17 protein-coding genes are annotated in these 20,508 nt (G+C 46.3%); 1 reads left to right on the top strand and 16 read right to left on the bottom strand.

Annotated elements, in window-relative coordinates:
- Positions 1–86: 86 nt before the first annotated feature.
- The 7 genes from M1K58_RS02270 to M1K58_RS02240 form a co-directional block, all read right to left on the bottom strand.
- Positions 87–752, bottom strand: coding sequence for a response regulator transcription factor (locus M1K58_RS02270; RefSeq protein WP_256757036.1), 666 nt, complete (start codon positions 750–752; stop codon positions 87–89).
- A complete protein-coding gene (locus M1K58_RS02265; protein WP_256757035.1) occupies positions 739–2,154 on the bottom strand; it encodes a sensor histidine kinase in 1,416 nt (471 codons plus the stop codon). The genes M1K58_RS02270 and M1K58_RS02265 overlap by 14 nt, the downstream gene beginning before the upstream one ends.
- 15 nt (positions 2,155–2,169) lie before the next feature.
- Positions 2,170–2,976 (bottom strand): alpha/beta hydrolase, encoded by an 807-nt coding sequence (locus M1K58_RS02260; protein ID WP_256757034.1) that lies wholly within the window; start codon positions 2,974–2,976, stop codon positions 2,170–2,172.
- 225 nt (positions 2,977–3,201) lie between these two features.
- Complete coding sequence (locus tag M1K58_RS02255) at positions 3,202–7,266, bottom strand: DUF5695 domain-containing protein (RefSeq protein ID WP_256757033.1); 4,065 nt, start codon at positions 7,264–7,266, stop codon at positions 3,202–3,204.
- A 249-nt stretch (positions 7,267–7,515) separates the two neighbouring features.
- A complete protein-coding gene (locus M1K58_RS02250; RefSeq protein WP_256757032.1) occupies positions 7,516–8,556 on the bottom strand; it encodes a LacI family DNA-binding transcriptional regulator in 1,041 nt (346 codons plus the stop codon).
- A gap of 493 nt (positions 8,557–9,049) precedes the next feature.
- Positions 9,050–9,640 (bottom strand): thymidine kinase, encoded by a 591-nt coding sequence (locus M1K58_RS02245; RefSeq protein ID WP_256757031.1) that lies wholly within the window; start codon positions 9,638–9,640, stop codon positions 9,050–9,052.
- A gap of 89 nt (positions 9,641–9,729) precedes the next feature.
- On the bottom strand, positions 9,730–10,764 hold the full coding sequence (locus M1K58_RS02240) for a Gfo/Idh/MocA family protein (RefSeq protein ID WP_256757030.1): 1,035 nt from the start codon (positions 10,762–10,764) through the stop codon (positions 9,730–9,732).
- A gap of 146 nt (positions 10,765–10,910) precedes the next feature.
- Between M1K58_RS02240 and M1K58_RS02235 the strand changes: the two genes are divergently transcribed.
- A complete protein-coding gene (locus tag M1K58_RS02235) occupies positions 10,911–11,798 on the top strand; it encodes an AraC family transcriptional regulator (protein ID WP_256757029.1) in 888 nt (295 codons plus the stop codon).
- Positions 11,799–11,875: 77 nt separating this feature from the next.
- On the opposite strand, the gene wrbA is transcribed toward M1K58_RS02235, so the two are convergent.
- The 9 genes from wrbA to M1K58_RS02190 form a co-directional block, all read right to left on the bottom strand.
- Positions 11,876–12,490 (bottom strand): NAD(P)H:quinone oxidoreductase, encoded by a 615-nt coding sequence (gene wrbA / locus M1K58_RS02230; RefSeq protein ID WP_256758209.1) that lies wholly within the window; start codon positions 12,488–12,490, stop codon positions 11,876–11,878.
- A gap of 118 nt (positions 12,491–12,608) precedes the next feature.
- Positions 12,609–13,652: an HD domain-containing phosphohydrolase gene (locus tag M1K58_RS02225; RefSeq protein WP_256757028.1), complete on the bottom strand. Its 1,044-nt coding sequence runs from the start codon at positions 13,650–13,652 to the stop codon at positions 12,609–12,611.
- Positions 13,633–14,040, bottom strand: a complete 408-nt coding sequence (locus M1K58_RS02220) for a response regulator (protein ID WP_256757027.1) — start codon at positions 14,038–14,040, stop codon at positions 13,633–13,635. The genes M1K58_RS02225 and M1K58_RS02220 overlap by 20 nt, the downstream gene beginning before the upstream one ends.
- Positions 14,041–14,045: 5 nt before the next feature.
- A complete protein-coding gene (locus M1K58_RS02215) occupies positions 14,046–16,415 on the bottom strand; it encodes a response regulator (protein WP_256757026.1) in 2,370 nt (789 codons plus the stop codon).
- A 220-nt stretch (positions 16,416–16,635) separates the two neighbouring features.
- Entirely contained in the window at positions 16,636–17,301 is a 666-nt protein-coding gene (locus tag M1K58_RS02210; protein WP_256757025.1) for an SOS response-associated peptidase, read from the bottom strand.
- A gap of 130 nt (positions 17,302–17,431) precedes the next feature.
- Complete coding sequence (gene cbiB / locus M1K58_RS02205) at positions 17,432–18,451, bottom strand: adenosylcobinamide-phosphate synthase CbiB (protein ID WP_256758208.1); 1,020 nt, start codon at positions 18,449–18,451, stop codon at positions 17,432–17,434.
- A complete protein-coding gene (locus tag M1K58_RS02200) occupies positions 18,451–19,167 on the bottom strand; it encodes an adenosylcobinamide amidohydrolase (RefSeq protein WP_256757024.1) in 717 nt (238 codons plus the stop codon). The genes cbiB and M1K58_RS02200 overlap by 1 nt, the downstream gene beginning before the upstream one ends.
- A gap of 25 nt (positions 19,168–19,192) precedes the next feature.
- Entirely contained in the window at positions 19,193–19,948 is a 756-nt protein-coding gene (cobS, locus tag M1K58_RS02195; RefSeq protein WP_256757023.1) for an adenosylcobinamide-GDP ribazoletransferase, read from the bottom strand.
- The gene (locus M1K58_RS02190) at positions 19,945–20,508 is read right to left on the bottom strand and encodes a bifunctional adenosylcobinamide kinase/adenosylcobinamide-phosphate guanylyltransferase (protein WP_256757022.1); all 564 of its coding nucleotides are present in this window, start codon (positions 20,506–20,508) and stop codon (positions 19,945–19,947) included. The genes cobS and M1K58_RS02190 overlap by 4 nt, the downstream gene beginning before the upstream one ends.

The following is a 20,508-nucleotide window of genomic DNA, read 5'->3' as shown; positions in this document are numbered from 1 at the left end:
CAAAAAAAATAGTACCAATTTCATATGGTACCCTTGATTTGGCTGACGTAGCCTTATTAAATTATCGGTGTATCGTTAGCATTTACCTAGAAGAGCCCCTTCTCTTTCGCCTCCTGCGCGGCTTCTTTCGAGCCCTTGGAGCCGAGCTTCTTAAGAATATGATTGATGTGATTTTTGACAGTGCGGATGGATACAACAAGTCGCCCTGCGATTTCTGTTTGCGTGTAGCCCTTGTCGATGAGCTTAAGCAGCTCCAATTCCGACGGCGTAATCTTATCCTGCATCTTCTTGACCTCGAACTCCCGCTCCATTCGCTTCAATCGGCGAAACTCCTCACGCATCTGCTCCGCTGCAGCCGAACTAATCGGCGATTCACGGCGCCAAGCAGCTTGGATGGCCTCCGGCAAAGCCTCAAAATCAGATTTAATTTGATAATCTATAGCACCGGCTTGGAAGGATCGGAAAATAAGCTCTTTCTCTTCCATCGATGTGAGCATAATCACTCTGGCACCGGTAGCGATCGCCACCTCTTCCGCAAGGATAATTCCCTCTGGAACACCGTCCAGCATAATATCCATAAGTACCACGTCAGCCGTATGAACTACCGCTTCATCCCTAAGAGCTATCCGAACAGCATCTGGATGGATCGCCGTAAACGTGACCTCTATGCCCTCTTGTCGGCCCAAATACGCACTTAGTCCACGAAGCCAGTCTTTATCGTCCTCGACAATCCAAACGTTAATGTTGCCCATGAGCCAAGCCTCCTTCAGTAGTGGATCGATCGAGTAACTTTCGTATTGCGGTTACGCTTCGCTTTGGGAAAATCAAGTAGACACGGGTCCCCACACCCGGTTTACTTCGGATATGCAGCGTACCTCCATGCTTGCGCATGACATAATACGCATAAGGCAGTCCAAGTCCGAAGTTCGCATCCTTACCGCTTTTCGTCGTATAGAAGGGTTCGAGGGACTTGGCAACCTGTACCTTATCCATTCCGGGACCCGTATCTCGAACCTCAATCGTTAGCTCACGCTTCCCCTCACGCATCGTTACAAATAGACGACCTTCGCCATTCATTGCATCCACAGCATTAGAAATGAGATTATTGAGCGTTTCTCCTACTTGCGCGGGATCTATGGTACATTGCCAGCCTTCTGGAACCGAAATATGTAGCTTAACCTTATGCATCAAAGGCTCATAAGGCTTTAGCGTCTCATACAGGAATTGCCCCATCTCTACGACTTGGGGCTTTACAACAAGATCCTCCGTACGGCGATGAACCCGAGAGATCATCTCTTGAATGTGGCTCGACGCATTCTGAACGACACGAATATCTTCCGCAAGCTCCGATTGATTCGTCGCTTCGGCATACGCCTGCATTTTCTCCGTAAACAGTCTCATTTTCCCCACGTCATTCTTAATCGCATGATGAAGAATAGCGGTACCCGAAGTTACTGCACGAAGCGTAGAATCAAGTCTACGTCTATCAACGAATACTCGCAAACCAAGGAACCCATAAGTGAAAAGTCCGATCAAGAAAACGGACACTCCGATTCCGACGAACCAAACATTATATTCCCACATTCTCCGCATACCAAAATTCGGGAGAATGTAGCTCAGGTACATGGTGAATAAAACCGGAGGAAACACCGCAAGACAAATAATCCAATGAGTATGTGATAACGAGAAATGTCGTGTTTTCTTGGACAAGACAAGTGCCGTTCCGGTCAGAAAATAGGGAACTGCCCACCAAACTACAATGGAATAAGTGATCGGATTGTATTCCGTGTAATGCGGCGTGAAAAGTAGACACAGTGCAATGGGAATGAGTAAAGCTAACGCTAGACCTCGCTGTAACTTGGGGGATAAGCTTACGGAGTTATAAGCCATAGCGAACATCATATAAAAGTAGGGGAGTCCATAATAAGACAACAAAGAAGAACCGACTTGGATACGATACAATAGGTCTTCCAAGCGTTCATAGGGTTGGTTGGCTTGAAGATAGGGAATAAATACGTCATCAAGCGTCGCAGCTAGAGCTCCCGCTCCCCCGCATATTGCAACAGCACTCAGTCTGCGATTCACGGGAGAACGAGGATCTGCTAGCCATACAATTAGCGCAATAGCCCATAAAGCGATCCAAACGAAAAGCATGGCATAGCTCCTAACTTAGAACTGCTGTCGCTTAAGCCACAGTCCGCACACGGTTGTCCATGTCGCAACATGCGGATCCTCCTCGGCCAAGCCGAGTCCATGTCGTCCTGTTTCATACACATGCAAGTCGAATGGAACATTGTTCTTCCTTAACGCGCTTGCTAACAGTAAGGCATTCTCCACGGGTACAGCCGCGTCGTCCGCAGTATGCCATATAAATGTAGGTGGGGTATCCGGCGTCACTTGATTTTCTAAGCATAACGATTCAAGGAGGTCTGGATCAGGATTCTCTCCAAGTAAATTCATGGCAGAGCCCCCATGATAGAACGGCGGCTTCAATGTTATGACTGGATAACAAGGTACGATAGCATCTGGTCTGCACGATTGCCTGTCGATAGGGTCCACAGCTTCCGGATTACCTGAATCGTAATGAGTTCCGATTGAAGCCGTCAAATGTCCCCCCGCGGAAAATCCAAGCACACCGATTTTGCCGGCGTTAATCCCTAGCTCACCTGCATGATGCCTGATATAGCGAACAGCCCGTTGCACATCCGTCAACGCACAAGGGTATCGATAGGGTGCAACCCGGTAACGTAATACAAATGCAGGAATACCGATGCTGTTAAGCCATAAAGCAATTGGTTCACCTTCATGCTCGGCACGGCCAGAGTATCCTCCACCCGGACAAACAATTACAGCCCCCCTGCCATCTTCGTTTACTGGATACGCCATAATCGCGGGAATATCTTCATCCCCAGTTCCTTGCGCCCAAGGAGCATCATTCGGCCAAAGTCTAATCCATTCCCTGCTGTTGTCCGTCATCTATGCATTCTCCTAACATTCAATAGTTTCTATTTGTTTTACTTCTTCATTAATAATATCTATTGTAAAGGGTTACATTGAAATCGACAATCTTTATTGCAATTCCAGTTCTCCCACTCATTCAGATCGAATCGTCTCTAAACAACGAAGAAAGCCGCCCCCATGAAGCACGATATCGCTCGGGGGCGGCAATTCTATTGCCATCTAGCACCTTCTAATCTCATTCTAGTTGCCGGTCACTTTCCAAGATGAGATCCCTGTTGAGGTTGTGGCTTTTGCAGTAACATTTAGACGAATTTTACTCGTCGACACAGGTGTAAAGGTCGTCGTATTGTATTGGTTCGCTAGCAAGCCGAGTCCAGTAGGACTTACAACATTGACCCAAGCCGTCCCATTCCAGTACTGAATGGTATAGGAAGCTGGAAGATCAATGCCTCCATCATCATCAAACCAATAGACGTCTACGCTGGATATCGTGTAATTCTGAGCGAAATCATATTGAACCCATTGCGTCGAATTCGGATTGTCCCAGTTCCCATAAACAAGGTGCCCTCGATCACCCGAGCTAGTCGGCGTATACCCGTCATTGAGACCGGTTAGGCTTTCCCAGCTAGAGACGAAGGATGTGGAAGCCGTACCTAAGGGAGCGATATTCGTAGCTGATGGGGTTCCGATAAACAAAGTGTTTATCTCCACCGAACTCAATGCCCTGCTGTAGATTTGGAAATCATCTACTAGGCCATTCAAATACGGATCACTGAATTGGGACTTCCCTATATAATTCAGATTGGTATTGCCCAAGCTAGATGGCTTAAGCGTCATGCTGGCGTTGATTGCCACCTGCACCCCGTCCACATATAACCGGCCAGTCGTACCGGAAAGAGTAATGGCAACATGCTTCCATACGCCAGTTGGCAGGGCAGGTGCGTTCAACACTTGCTCCGAGCCGTTGCCTCCGGTTGTAATCGCGAATCTAAGACCCGCACCACCTGCCTGTGGAGCGAGGAACATATAGTTCGTTGTATTTGTGCCAAAGTCGAAAATACGTGCCCAATCGCTTAAGCTGTTCACTTTAACCCACGTAGCGATTGTAAAGTCGTTCAGACTACTTACGATCCCACTCGGTAGACTTGCATAAGCATTACTGCCGTTCAAGCTAAGGGCACTACCCGCATGACCCGTCACCCATGTCGTTCCTCCGGTTAACGCCGCATGTTTTCCGTTACCCGAAGAATCGTTGGCGGTTGCTCCGCTTGTTTCGTTAAACAAATAGTTGACGATGACTTCCGGTACTGGCAGTGCCGGATTTACCGTATGAGTAACTGTTGCTGACGATGACAAGACACCATCGCTAGCGTTTAATTGGAATACGTAGGTACCCGCGAGCGACACGGTCGCAGTCGTATTCACAGCGCCGGCATTTGCGAATGTTGCTGTTCCTGGGCCGCTTTGGAGGCTCCAGGTCGTCGTCAAGGTACCGCTTGGTAAGCCATCATCGGTAGCTGTACCCACTAGAGCTATACTAGCTGGTAGCGTAAAAGTCGCATTGGACCCCGCACTCACGACAGGAGCTGTATTGGCTGGTGGTGTTCCCTGCTGCAGCTTCACATCATAAGTCGCTACCGTACCCACGTTTAAGCTAATCGTTGCTTTATTTCCGCTCGTCACGTTAACACTTCCCGCAGCCGCGTTGTTCAATAAAATATTGTAAGAACCTGGCGCAAGACCGGAGAAGGTAACCTTAGTTGTATGTGCTGTGCTCGGAGTGGAATTCTTAAGCGTAAAGTTAACGTAGTTTTTGGCGATTGCAACGGTCGCCGCCGTATACTTGTCGCGCTCCAGCTCCATTCCGAATTTCTCCGTAATTAGATTCAGGCGCTGGAATACGCCATCCTTCGGAATTACAGAATAGTTGCCACCGCTTGAAGTAACCTCGCAACCATAACAATACAATCCGAAGATCGGATCAACGGAGACATCAGAGCTCAGAATCTTAATGGCTCCGAATAAACCGAGGTCCGCTTCTCCCGACATCCCCCTCCAACCATTTTGCAATGGTCCTCCTCCGTGGCCTAACGCCCCATAGTTGCCTTTCTCGGCTTGATAGGTCCACGCAACTGCTCCGATATTAGCAGGATCAGAGCTAATTTGACCAGAGTTGATCGCGCCCACATTAGCGATCTTCGCCGCATAAGACATCCGTTGTTCGACTTCCGGTGTTGCTGAATTGTTGCGAATCCAATCATCCATAGCATAGCCAGCCAAAGATACAGTGTATTGGAAGTTCCACCAATTCTCACCTGTTATCGTCACAGGATCCGCATAGTAATACCAGATCGGCATATGACCACGTGCTGCACGTGTTTTGGCATTGATCTTGCTTTTCATCGTTGTGTTGTTGTTCATTTTCGCGAGTGTGTATACGGCTTCTTCACCTGTATTGTCATAGTTGTACTCTGAACCATAAGGATAAGTCGTATTCTTGAAGTTGTTATACTTTGTCGCCATCTTCGCGATCATATCGTTAGCTTGTGTCGTGTAGCCCTCGTCCTGCAAAGCCTTAATCATCTCCGGAGTCGTTAACTCTCCCATCAAGCCCGTATTCCAGTTGTAGGCTACCGGTCCATCATACAACGTCTTGAAGATGTTATACGCTCTTAGCAAATAGGTGTTTTTCGGATTAATATAGGTGACGATCTCTGGGTATAGCTTGGCGATCTTATACATACTGAAATAAGTGTTGTAAATGTGCGGATATGCGTAACCCCGATAGGTTGGAGTTGTATTCGGAGCCGGCATTAGAAAGTCGTAGATGAGATAATCCGAATGATTCGTGGCCATGAGCTTGTTCCAGATTGCCGTTTCCAAATACTGATCAACTGCCGTGATTTCCGATGCGACCGGCGTCTGGACGTTCTTCTCCGCTAGGAATTGTCCGTGGGTGTACCCCCAATCATCTCCCCAGCCCCAATAGCCATTGAATACGTTTCTCTTCGCTTTCGTATCCATCATCCAATCGTCGAACACTTTATCCTGGATCTGACCAGGTGCGTTCCATTGGGTGCTATTGACCATGAAAGTAGAATGCCTTTGGAGCGCGGTGTCAATTGGCTCAATCGCGTAAAACTGCAGGACTGTCTTCTCACCGCTTCCGTAATTGACCGTAATGTTGTTCGGACCTAGATGGCCTAACGTCAGCTCATAGATGTTATGGCCCCCGGTTACCGTATTAAGAAAATTAATCGTCGTCTCTGCAGGGTATTGTGCTGTAACAGAAGTAATTGTCTTCGTCGTCCTCAGATCGATCTTCGCCTTCATATTGGTCGAGAAGATCATTCCGGGAACCGCCGTAACGTCGACCAGCCCTTCGCTATAGAGCTTGTCCTTCACAGCATTCTCATTCGCCACCTTAAAAAATTTGAATGAATAAGTTTTGCTTTGGTTAGCAGCCAAGGTCAAGCTCGTGTTCGGCAAGTACCCCCGATTCGTGCTCTTAATCACGTTCGAATGTAGATAGTAAACGTTAAGACCTTCGCCCCATCCTCCTTGATCCATTGCCCACTTACTTCCTGGATGCTCTTCGATCCGCCAACGATCCTGATACTCGAATCCGGCACCCGTGGTCGCATCCGGGACCATCAATAGCGATGGGCCAACTCCACTTGGCCTTCCGACCGTAATATAGGAGCTGTTGTTTCCCACGAATGAGTGGTTTAGTACCCTTGTTTCATAGATCTCTTCATTATTACCTCCAGTCCAGAATTCATTGAAGGGAAGCGGTAAGCCGAAATCTCCGAACTCGATCGTTTGTGTGCTTGTATTCGTAACGTTGATCGACCACAGCAAGTAATCATTCACGAGCGAGTACGTCTCCACAACCTTAAAGTTTTTGATTCCTTCCGCGTTAGTAGAGTTCTGGTACGTAACCGTTACCGTATTACCACTCTGACTCTGCGTTCTACCATCTGCGGATTTACTAGTCCATGCATTGGTCCATGCCCCGCTACCTAGCTTGTACTTAAACATTAATTCACCAAGCCATTGGTGATCTGCGGTATTCTGATTGGGTGCGTTCGTAGCGTTCATAACATAATTCGTCGGAAAAGAATCCCCCACCAGTTGTAGCGAGGTGATCTCACCATTCGTTCCGGTTTGAACGTTGAAAGTCGTATTCGTTATCGTGTACGCGGAAGCAATCTTGGGCAACAGAAGCACTAACACAGCAGTTGCAAAGAAGGCTACGACTTGATTGAAAAAGTGCTTCGAACGAAATGCCGTTTGCGTGAACATGAACTACTCCTCCTCGAGACGCAATTTAGTACAGCTTTTCTCCTCCTTCTTGATGTCGCTTTAACTGTCTATTTAGTGGAATCCTCTCTAAAAGGCAATCACCTCCCTTCCGATCAAAAAAAACCCTTCATGACAAAGCGGCTATAAGTACCTGCTTCTCAGATGAGGGTATGATAATTGCTGCGAATGGGGGGCGATGAATAGTCTAGGTTAAAATCTAAACGTTTAGATTTTAGAATAAAGAGAAAGCTAGCGAATTCTAGGTGCAGCTACGGATTCTCTCTCGATCAGCTTGCAGCTGGGCATGGGCTGTTTCTCGACCTTTTCCCCTTTAATGAGGAGTGCGAGTGACTCCATAGCCTGATACCCCATCTCATGAAGCGGTAACTCCATCGTCGTGATACGAGGGATTAAATAGTTACTAAATTCCCGATTATCAAATCCGATTACGGAAAGATCCTTTGGTATGTGTACCCCCTTTTCCGAAGCGGCACGAATGACCCCAACAGCCATAACGTCGTTCATCGCTACGATTGCAGTAGGCGGTTGCTCAAGCTCCAGCAATTCAAGTGTGAGCCGATAGCCGGATTCTGCTTCCCAGTCTCCTATCTTGATCAATTGAGGATCGAAAGGCAGTTCATATTCCGTCACTGCCTTGTAGAAGCCATTAAACCTGAGACGAGACGGCGTTGAATCCATCACCCCGCTAATGATGCCGATACGGGTATGTCCTTTCTGAACCAAATAAGCCATCGCATCGTATGAAGCTTGTTCATCATTATATTGAATCGATAAGTCATGATGAGTATAGCTGTATGTATAGACGATCGGTTTGCCGAAAGTATCGATGAATCCCGTAAGATCGCGGGGATGAACACCGATATAGATGATCCCTTCGACCTGTTTGCTCAGTAGCTCCGATACGGCGTTATCCGCATAATGGCGATAGCTATCCATACGATCAAATTCCCGCCCAATTCTCTTATCTAGACGTAGATTCGTTAGTAAGATATGCATGTCCATTCGGTCCGCGCAATCGTTTATCCCATCAATGATTTCCGGTACATTGAACACGGTAACGTCTTCGGCAATAACACCAATCGTATTCGTTCGCTTTCTTTTTAAGCTTTGCGCAGCATTATTCGGCTTATAATTCATTTCTTGGATGACGCGAAGCACGCGTTCCCTAGTGTTGAGCTTCACATTCCGCGTCCCGTTCAGAACATAAGATACGGTTGCTGTTGATACATTAGCCTTAGCTGCGATATCCTTAATACCGATTTCAGACAATGCTTCACCCCGTTACAATTTATATCTAAACGTTTAGATAGACTATTAATTCCTTTATATCATATTATCCTTTAAATGAAAACGCTTTTATTGTAAAAAAATGTGAATTTACTTTGAGGGCGGGACCTCAGGATCAATGAAGTATATATTCTCAAGTGCGCAGTGCGGTCTTATTCCTGGCAATCGGGTTACTTTGGGCTGGATAAGTCCGCCTCGCGGTCTTATTTCCGACAATCGGGTTACTTTGGACAGGATAAGTCCGCCTCGCGGTCTTATTCCTGGCAATCGGGTTACTTTGGTCTGGATAAGTCCGCCTCGCGGTCTTATTCCCGGCAATCGGGTTACTTTGGGCTGGATAAGTCCGCCTCGCGGTCTTATTCCCAGAGCAATGAGGTAGTTTAGCAGAGATGATTCAGAGGCGAATAGACGTGAACTAATACATTCAGCACAACTAAAAAAGACAGGTTTCCCTGTCTTCCTTCGCCAAATCCACTTATTTGTTTTTGAATGCTTCGTTATAACAACGACGGCATACTGGCTTGTAGTCCTCGTTGCCACCGATTTGGACTTGCTCCCCTTCGTTCACAGGAATATCATCACGGTACCGGATAACCATCGTAGCCTTGCGGTCACAGTGCCAGCAGATTGTTTTGATTTCTTCAATTTTATCTGCTTGGATTAATAAGTTATAGCTTCCTTCAAACAGCTTGTTCTGAAAATCGTTCTTGAGCCCGAACGCCATTACCGGAATGCCCAGTTCATCCACAACTTGAGCCAACTCCAGCACTTGATTCTTCGATAGGAACTGAGCTTCATCGACAAGTACGCAGTAAATTCTATTGTTTTCTGTTTCGGCTTGATGAGCTTGAACACTCTCCAACAGATTCGTATTCTCATCCACCGGAATCGCCTTACGGGATAATCCAACCCGGGAGCCCACTTGATCGGCGCCTCCCCTAGTGTCGATAGAAGGAGAAAATATAAGTACGGGCTTGCCTTGCTCTTCGTAATTGTGAGCAACCTTAATGATTTCAAAGGATTTACCGCTATTCATCGTTCCATATTTAAAATACAACTGAGCCAAAGTGCTACCTCCATAACGATCATGATAGTTAGCAATAATTATACAACAGATATGCTTGTAGCAATAGAGAGGTTTGTTGGATAAGGACGCTATAACAAATCTGAAATCATGATTTTCTGCCCCGTCTTAGAGCTTTCAATCGCCCCTAGAACCATCGCCATGCTATAAATATTGTCCCGACAATCGGTTTCTGCTGATCTTCCTTCAGTTAGTGCAGAGAACATCTCATCCAGGCAGCTTTCGTGAAATGGCTTTAACTGCTCTGGCACATCCGCATCTATCCGGACACATTCGCGAATAAAATTGCCCTCTTGATCACCAGTCGCCACTACATCCGCATAGGGATTTCCTAAACCATCCCAGATCGCTGTTCCTTTTTCCCCTGTAACTCGCCAAGCAGCTTCCCATGAAGTAGGCGAGCCTTCCGCGCACCAAGAACCACGATAACAGAACACGGATCCATCAGACATTTCGAAAATACAGACGGCTGCTGCTTGACCCGCATACCATGACCCGACAGGATTGAATTCCTGACAATATACAGATACCGGATTCGCCCCAAGAATAAGCCGTGCTTGATCAAAGGTATGAATCGCCATATCCAGTAATAGTGGGCTTTCCATAGCATCCCGGAATCCTCCAAAATGAGGACCCAAGAAGAAGTCTGCGCCTACATACCCCGGCTTTCCGATGGTTCCAGCTGTAATCAGTTCACGGAGAGCCCGAATGCGGACGTCAAATCGACGGTTCTGCATAACCGTGTGCTTCCGCCCAGTCTGATCCGATATGTTGATAATTTCCTGGCACTCTTCCATCGACTCGGCAAGTGGTTTTTCTGTAAACACATCACATCCCAAGCTCATAGCCGACGTGCTAATCGTAAAATGACTCGCCGGAATGGTAATATCGAAAACGAGATTAGCCCCTGTCTCCTCTATTGCTTGCTTAATATCCGTATAGGTACAGCACGTTAGCCCATGCCTATCCGCCATCGCTTGTGCAAATTCCTGCTTAATATCAACTAGCGCGACGATTTCTGCATCCATTCGTCCTAACACATATTTCACCCATGTATTCGCCATACCACCGCAGCCTGCGATCGCAATCTTATAAGCTATTGTCATCGAGAAATCTATCCCTTCTATACATCAAGTAAGCTAATAGGGTTGCAATTATTTAACAACCTTATTATATCTATCAAAAACGAAAGGTTCTCTATGTAATCCTGTGATAAACTAGCACTATCTTGTTCTCATGGAGGCAAGGCACTATGACCTATTCGAAAGACCTTTGGGAAAACACGTTGCTATCCGATAGGCAATTCCCAATCAATATGTTCTGCAACCGAGTACCTCATGCGAGAAAAGAGCAAAATGTGCTGTTCTTGCATTGGCATGAGCACTTCGAAGTGATCTACATGCAGGAAGGACATGCTCTCTTTTATATCGATAGCTTGCCCTATGAAGCTAGTCCTGGCGACGTCTTATTCGTGCCATCTGGCGGACTTCATGTTGGTTACAGCTTAGCAGATTGTCCCGTTCAGTATATGTCCATCGTATTTAACACCTCATTACTTGAGGATTCCGCCATCGATCCTGCCTATCAGAGATACATTAAACCATTTATGGTGAGCAAGGTTTCATCCCCCGTTAAGCTGAGTCAAACGGATGAGAACTCTGCAAAGGTTCAATCGTTGCTGCAGCAGATGATCGAAGAATTTACGACCAAGGATGCAGCCTATCAATTAGCGATCAAAACGCACATGCTCCTCCTATTCATACATATCGCTCGCTTATCTTTACCCAATGATGCTACAGGAACATCCAGTGAACCTCCATCGCGAAATTTAGAGCCATTCAAGCAGCTCATTCGATATTTGGAATCCCATTATTCAGACAAGCTTTCTATTGAGCAAGCAGCGAAGTACGTCAACTTGAGTTCGTTTCATTTCTGTAAAACATTCAAGAAAATAACGGGGCGGACCTTTATCGAATACGTTAACTTATACCGGATGAACGAAGCGGATCGTTTACTTCTTGAAAGCACTTTGTCTGTTACTGAAATCGCAGAACGGATCGGCTGCGACAATCCGAACTATTTTACGAAGCTATTCAAGCGATACAAAGGAATGACTCCCTCTCAATGGAGAAAAATGTAACGCATGATCTCGTTAGTCACGCAAAAGAGGACGATTCGGACATTATGCCCTATCGCCCTCTTATTTACTTATCTGCGTCAGCCCTGCAAGCCTTTTTTAACCCAGCCTGCGACTGTCACTGTTCTCTTCGCTTGATGCTGAACAGCAGCTTGCACATCCTCGACCATTTTGCCTGACGAATCGACGGTAACGCTCGTACCGTAGGGGTTACCACCTGCCGTATACGTAACTGGGTCGGTATAACCAGGTGCAACGACAATGCCACCCCAGTGATAAATAGATGTGTACAGCGACAACAGGGTGGCTTCCTGCCCCCCGTGTGCATTGCCTGCACTCGCCATGGCGCTAACTACCTTGTTCGTCAATTTACCTTGGAACCAAAGTCCGCCTAATGAATCTAGAAATTGCTTCATCTGTGCGGGCATGTTACCAAAGCGGGTTGGCACCGAGAAAATATAAGCGTCCGCCCACTCCAAATCCTCATTTTTCACAGTTGGAACGTCCTTCGTGGCATCCACATGTGCTTTCCATGCTGGATTAGAGGCAATTGCCGCTTCCGGAGCTAGCTCTGGAACCTTGAGAACCTTAACCTCTGCTCCCGCTTGTTTCGCACCTTCAGCAGCCCACTGTGACAACTGATAATTCGTACCTGTTGAGCTATAATAAATAACTGCAAGTTTGACTTCGGACAGGGGAACCATCTCCTTGGGTTTGAAATGCGAACCCCCTTAATCTGTCCTTCTATGTACCTGAATTATTCGAAATGCTCACCGTATATCGCGAGTCGCCTTGGTTGCCAAGCCTCAATGACTAAATCACATTCTGATGATATAACTGTATGAATGCCTCAACAATTCGGGGTTCGAAATGAATTCCCTTCTGTCTCTCCACTTCGGCAAGCGCCTCTTCCGCTGTCCATGCCTTCTTATATGGGCGTTCATGAGTCAACGCGTCATAGAAATCGGCAAGCGCTACAACTCGTGCCTCAACAGGTATTTCCTCCCCCTTGAGGCCATGAGGATAACCAGAACCATCCCATTTCTCATGATGCGATCTAGCGATAATACCGGCCAGCTTCAGCACGGCAAAGGAGCTCCCTTCCAGGATGCTCTCACCGATCGTCGTGTGGCTTTTCATCTGTTCAAACTCATGGGGCTCATATCGGCCTGGCTTTAAGAGAAGCTCATCGGAAATGCCGATTTTACCAATATCGTGCAGGGGTGCTGCTCTTCGGATCATATCCACCTGCTTGTCAGGGATGCCGATTGCTCTAGCAATTAACCCTGACAAATGTCCAACTCTCTGCGTATGCTGTCCAGTCATATCGTCGCGGAATTCCGATGCACGACCAAGGAGTTGTAAAATTTCATGCTTCGCATTTTGAAGCTCATTCGTTCGTTGCTGTACCTTCTCCTCCAGCGTGTTTTTATGCTGTTGAAGCTGTACATGTAGATAACGTGTCTTTAATAAATTATTAATTCGTAGGATCACTTCCGTGCGGTCATAGGGCTTCGTCAGAAAATCATTCACGCCGGCCTGCAAGCCACGCTGCTTGGCTTCAGGAGTCATATCTGCGGTAAGCATCAGCACGGGCAAATAACTGTCCGTTCCCGTCTTCTCCCGGATCATCTGAAGAGCTTGAAGTCCATCCATCCCTGGCATGTGCAAATCAAGCAGTACGATATCAGGATTGATGTCGAATAGCATTTGCTCGATTTGTAAGGGGTCCATTGTGCTATATATTTGGTCGAAGCTCGCTCGACGTAAAATTCTTTCCAATAAGCTAATATTATATTCTTGATCATCCACTATTAAAATATTGGCTTGCTTGAGTCTAAGCTCGATCTGATCCATCTTTATACGCACCTTTCAACATTACCTTCTCCATAGCCAATTCAATCTTGCCGATTAGTCGGCTCAGTTCAATCGGCTTCGTATCGAAATCGTCACATCCAGCTTGGTAAGCCTTCTCTTTATCTCCTGCCATAGCATGAGCAGTTAGAGCAATAATCGGAATTGCCTTCGTCTCAAGCTTGTTCTTCAAAATCCGCGTCGCTTCCCATCCATCTAGTACCGGCAAGCTCATATCCATCAAGATGAGATCAGGGCTTTGTTGAATCGCAAGCTCGACACCTTGCTGGCCATCCTCAGCCACAATGACCTGATATCCCTTACGGGCAAGGCGCCGAGTCAGCATGTCTCGATTTAATTCGTTATCTTCGACTAATAGTATTTTAAGCAAATCGCTCATGCTCCTTTGGCAGCTGCCATGAAACGGCTAATTTCTGACAGTAATGCTTTGTGATCAAACGATCCTTTTTGAATGACGCCATTTACAAAGCCGTTCAATTTCAATCGATCCTGAGACGTAATGGATTTGGCAGTTATAACTACGATCGGAATCGAACTCCAGGCCTCATGTTTGCGCAGCTCCTCGATAAACTGAAATCCGTCCATCTCCGGCATCATCAGATCAAGTAAAATCAATGTGGGTATCGACTTCGTCATACATTCCAATCCAATCCTACCATTCGAAGCTTGAGTTACGTCATAGCCTTCCTTATGCAGTAGCTTCGTCATTAATTCACTAGTCATCGTGTCATCTTCGATAACAAGAACGGAATGATCCTTGCGATTGGAAATATACTTGTCCATGACCTGAATGAGCTTGTCATGCTGTAGAGGCTTTGTCAGAAATTCGGAGGCGCCAAGTGAAAAGCCTAATTGTTTATCATTCGTCAACGAAGTGATGACGACCGGAATGTCAGCTAGCTCGGGGTCGCTCTTAAGTGCCGAAAGTACACTCCACCCATCCATGCTAGGCATGAGAATATCTAAGCAAATTACTTTAGGACGAAGTTGCTTTGATAGCTTGATCCCTTCCAATCCGCTATCTGCGAAAGCTAACGTCCACCCCTCTTTAACCAGAAAGCTCCGCATAATTTGTTGATTAACCGGCTCATCATCGATAAGTAGAATACTCACCTGATGGTCCTCATTTGCTTTGTCAGGAAGATTCAGTACCGTATGACTCACCAAACCTTCTGTCGCAGGAGATGCGGGAAGCCAGCAAGTAAACGTGCTGCCTTGTTCAGGCATGCTTTCGACACTTATGGTCCCCCCCATAATCTCGCAAAAGCGTTGACTAATCGCTAGACCGAGACCGGTTCCTCCATATTTACGCGTCGTCGACGAATCCCCTTGAGAGAAAGGCTGAAATAGCTTCTCTAGCTGTTCGCTAGTCATTCCTATCCCCGTATCCTTCACGCTAAATTGATATCCGTCGATGGCATTTCTAGGGTGACAACTAACTTCAAATGTAATCCTTCCATTTTTGCAAAATTTGCTCGCATTGCTTAGCAGATTAATTAGAATTTGCCTCAGCTTCGTCACATCGGTAACCATTGCACCTTTCACAAAATGAGTATGGATCTCATTCCCATTCCCTGCGATGAGAGGATTGACGGTCATAATCACATCCTGCAACAGCTCCGTTAGCTCACATTCCTCGAAGTAAATATCCATTTTTCCAGCTTCGATTTTCGAAATATCTAATATATCGTTAATAAGAGCGAGCAGATGCTTTCCTGATTTACTAATTTTACCGAGATCATCCGTGAAGGTTGGCTCACCCAACTCTTCTGATTCTTCCATCAACATCTCGCTATAGCCGATAATCGCATTCAACGGCGTTCTAAGCTCATGACTCATATTAGCCAAAAACTGACTCTTAATCCGATTTGCTTGAATCGCCTCATCATGAGCTTTTTCCAGCTGCGCGGTCCGTTCAGCCACCAGCTGCTCCAAGTTATCATTTAGCTGTCGCAGCTCTTGGTTGATAAAATAGATTTCATCCTGCTTCTCTTGAATTTCTGAGTTTTTGAAGGAGAATCGCTTAGATATGAATATTCCTAAGAGAGATAAACCTAAAGTAAACAATGTCCCCCCCGCGATGAAATACGCCAACCATTTTTGATCCAACACCACCCCCGACGAGAGTATAGATTCTCCTCCAAGATGAAATTCGCTTGCAACCATACCTGTAAAATGCATTCCGGTAATCGCAGCACCCATAATCAGTCCGCTGCCTAGCTTCTTCCACACCCCATCGTTTCCTGCTCCCTTATGGAAGGAGAACGATAACCACAATGCCGCAATAGATGCAATAATCGCAATGATAATAGACAGAGAGAAATAGAATGGATCATAGGTAATATCCATTTGCATAGCTGCCATTCCAATATAATGCATCGAAGAAATGCCGAATGCGAGCAGCAATCCACCACTCAGTAAACGAATAATCGTTAATTGATCCTTACTAACTATGAATAATGCAATAAAGGAAGCGACAATCGCAACAAGCACAGACACTAGAACGATGACGACATCATACGCAATCGGAACGTGCAGCGAGAAGGCCATCATCCCAATAAAATGCATCGACCAAATTCCCGTTCCCATCGCAAGCGCACCGAATAAGAGCCACAGCCATCGACTCCTTCCGATCGTTGCACTCACTCTACCTGCTAAATCTAATGTCGTATAAGACGCTGCAACTGCAACAATATACGAAAAAATAACGAGAACTTTATCGTACGAACCATGAACATGCTCCATTATGTGACCTCACTTATTTAATGAATCGTCATAGAATTTAGCCACAGCTTCAAAATTCACTGGGAAATATTCCATTTCACTTCTTATCAAATTGAATCATAGTTGCTCTTTGTTTACAACAATTTTCGACATTATCTTAGGTTCATCTTACCTGTCCCCACAAGCATAAAAAATGCAGCTACCGCTATGTTTGCGGTGCTGCATTTTTATTGCACTTCAATTAGATCTTCACTAGTGACAAAGACGGATGAACCTCTGCGATACAATCAGGAGTTTCCCAAGTCGTATTTTCTATGGATGGTGTGACCGGATAGGTTCGAAAATCAGCATCTGGTAACGACTGTAGAAGTGATTGAAGCATTTCTATCCGCGTTTCATTCGGATTCAGCCAAATTTCTAATGATTCGTCATCTAGAATGACGGGTAATGGCTGATTGGTATCAAACGCAGTTCCCCTAGTGATGACCGTACACATTGGAAATTCATTTTTCTCCGAATCTAGCCATACATCGAATATGCCTGGCATTGCAAACGTTGACTTCCCCCGAGTTACGGCACGCCACGCGCTCTTGGTCTTCCCCTCGTGCTTCCAGAAGTAAAATCCACTGCAAGGAATGACACATCTTTTTTTCGTGAGCATATTACGTAAATATTTCCTGTCTCCAAGCGTATCTACGTTTGCATTGATTGAATTTTTGCCCCAATAAGGCATTAAGCCCCACCGCTGTTCATTCAAGCAACGCTCTTCTCCGATTTGTTGAATGATGGGGATTTGTTGCGTTGGCGAAATATTGTAACGCATTAAGTAGGGTACATGAACCCGATCGATGCGAAAATCCTCGGTTAAATCCGATAGTTCCGCTGTTAACGAAAAGCGATTACACATGTACATCAGCCCTTTTCCGAGAATTTACTCGTATTCAGTGTGGGCTGATCTTAGGAAAATTATGTGGAGGAACCTATATTCACCAATCTCAATCTAGGGGGCTCCGAAACATTCTCGGAAATCCGTTACATTACGACCACAATAACGCCGCAACGATGGCTAACACGATTACAAATAACGTCGAGCTCACAACCATAAGTCTGACCGTCAATCGAATATGTTCAGCTTCGAGCGGATGAATAGCATCCCCCATCCTTGCCCTGTCAGATGCGACTCCTTTGTAATAGTTGAGGCCTCCAAGCTGAATACCCAACGCACCGGCTACCGCAGATTCGGGAAAACCACTGTTTGGACTTGGGTGGAGACGCGCAAAGCGAGAAACTGTTCGTAAAGATCTACTTGCTGGACGCCGCAGCACAACCCCCGCTAGGGCAATAAATAGTGCAGATAACCGCGCAGGAATCCAGTTCGCCACATCGTCAAAACGGGCAGAAGCCCAGCCAAGATTCAGATATTTATCATTTTTATAGCCAACCATTGAGTCTAGCGTATTCGCCGCTCGGTAAGCCATAGCAAGAGGGGCCCCACCGATTAGGGCATACAATAGCGGAGATAAGATCGCATCAACGATATTCTCTGCGACAGTCTCTACTGCGCCTCGAGTAATTTCACCTTCATTAAGCTTATCCGTATCCCGTCCTACGATCATGGATAAAGCATAACGAGCTTTCGGAAGATCCCCTTGTTTCAGAAGACGATAGATTTCCATCCCTGCATCCGCGAGCCCTTTCGTAGCAATCGTTGTTGAGATGAGCCAAACTTCCGCCCCATAAGCAAGCCAAGGATGAATTCGAGCTAGCAACTCTAACAGCAGCCAAGTAAGAGCGAACGATCCGCCAACCAACACAATCGGATAGGCTATCCCAGCGAGCTTAAGTGACCGATTGCCGGAAGAAGCTTTTGCTACAGAGGTGGATGTACGTCCATCTGTCAACCGCTGGAACCATTGCCGATTAGCCAACTCACGCAAAGGCTGCTCTAGCTTCTTAATGACATAACCCATCCCCACAACAGGATGGGGCAGAGCTCTTGGGTCCCCTACGATAAGATCTATGACAAATGCGCATAGGAGAATCCACACTTCGATCATCATCGAGGTTCTCCTTGTGTCCGTATCGCTTCATGGACAGCTTCATAGACTAGGCGACTTATCGCATTTCCAATCGTTGTTGCCGCGCCAGCATAACGATGAGTATGCTCATAGCTTGCTGACTGACTTACAGCTACAAGGACAGCATCGGTCGAAGTGCCCGTTGCGATGCAGCCATGACTGTGATCTCGAATGTTCAAGGCTTCGAATGCTGAACTTTTCGCTTCTGTCGCGCTAATGACTGCATTGACCATCGCGCTGGACGTCATCCGACCGTCAATCACGATCATGATATTGACGGTTCCTGGCATATAAGCCGAAAATGTCTCCCGCTCAAGTCCACCCCGCACCGCATTACCTGTTCCAGCAGATGCGCAGACGAGTATTTTGAATTCGTCACCGTTTTCTTCATAGAAGGAGGTATGTGTAATATGGGCCGCTGTCTGCAGACCAATAGCTGATGCGGAGTGATAGCCCCACTTCTTCAGCTCGGCCTGCATCATTGACACTGGATCCGTACAGTCGTAGTTGATAGGTACTTTCCAATTCACAAACCTGTTGCCGCTACTCAGCCCCCCATTAAAAGGAGCATTACTGAGCACTTCATAAATTTCGTCGCTTTGAATGAGTACATGATCTTCGGAATATTGGATAATAAGCTCTGGCCACAGATCAGCTTGGTAGATCGTTTCTGCTCCACGAAAAGGTTGAGTCATTGCGTCATTTCAGTCTCCTGTTCAGTTATAGGATAGGATTGTTTAAGAGAATCAGATAAAGGAGTAAAACAAGGGTTTCCATCGTTTCGATCAACGCTCCGTATACATCGCCAGTAAACCCACCTAGCTTGCGAACGATCGATCGACTGAACAGCCAACCTACGAGTAACATGACTCCGAATACGATCCAGCCGTGCAAGCCTATCGTGAAATATAATACAGCTAAAATCAGAATCATATTTAGAAACAGGCTAAATTTATTAACACCCTGGCGTAATCCACTTCCTAACCCTTTTTCCTGAATATAGGGGAAGTAGTAGATTGCAAGTAGAAGCGTAAACCGCGCCATTGCGGGAATAATCACAATCATTATAAGTTCATCGCGAACGAATAATTGCTGCACGGCTACAATCTTAATAACAATGAGAATAACCGCCACGACAACACCCATCGCTCCCACACGGCTGTCCTTCATAATCTCAAGCATTCGTTCACGACTACGATAACTACCGAGACCGTCAGCCAAGTCCATCAGACCGTCTAAGTGTAGCGCTCCGGTTATGTAAATCCAGAAAGCAACCGATATGGCTGCAGATACAGCAATTGCTGAAGTCCCAAAGCCCAGCTCCGCAAGCCAACCGACTACCCAGAGAGAACATCCAATGAGTAAGCCGACCAATGGGTAATAACGTGGGCTGTGATCCCAGCCTTTAAGAGTCTGTGCCTTAGAAGGTACGGGAAAACGGGACAAGAAACCAACCGCCTGCCAAAATGCATTCATCCCTTCAGCCTCCAAGGCAAGCCGCTAATAACTGCAAACACTTCATCCGCACTTGCCGCCAACAGTTGGTTTGCCTCTCCAATGACATCTTGAAACCAGCGTCCAAGAGGTGACATGGCGATGCCTCCCCAGCCTACTTCATCGGTAACGATAATGAGACTATGTAGCTTTAATTGTTTCAACTCATCTATGTACGCGTGAATTCTCATCAAAATAGACTCTGTGATATCACGATCTCTGATTCGCTCTTCTGGGACAACGAATAGCTGATTGCCGATCCATGCCGTCAGCGTATCCACAAGAACAATATCGTAATCCTTATAAGGATCAGCACTTAGCTCATTTGGCGCCTCTAATGTATCCCATGACTCAGGACGGCGTTGCTGATGGGCCTCAATTCGTGTATCCATCTCACCGTCAGATCGCATCCCGGTTGCAACATACAACACTTTAGTGGGTGGGGATACGGATGCTTGCTCATTAACTAGTTTCTCAACAAGCTTCTCCGCATAAGCACTTTTCCCTGATCGAACACCGCCGCTCACCATGATGATGTTCAT

Origin of the sequence: Cohnella sp. WQ 127256, from assembly GCF_024519285.1 — a bacterium.
Classification (GTDB): Bacteria; Bacillota; Bacilli; order Paenibacillales; family Paenibacillaceae; genus Cohnella.
The sequence above is the reverse complement of the archived record's forward strand: the minus strand, read 5'-3'. Positions and strand labels throughout refer to the sequence as shown.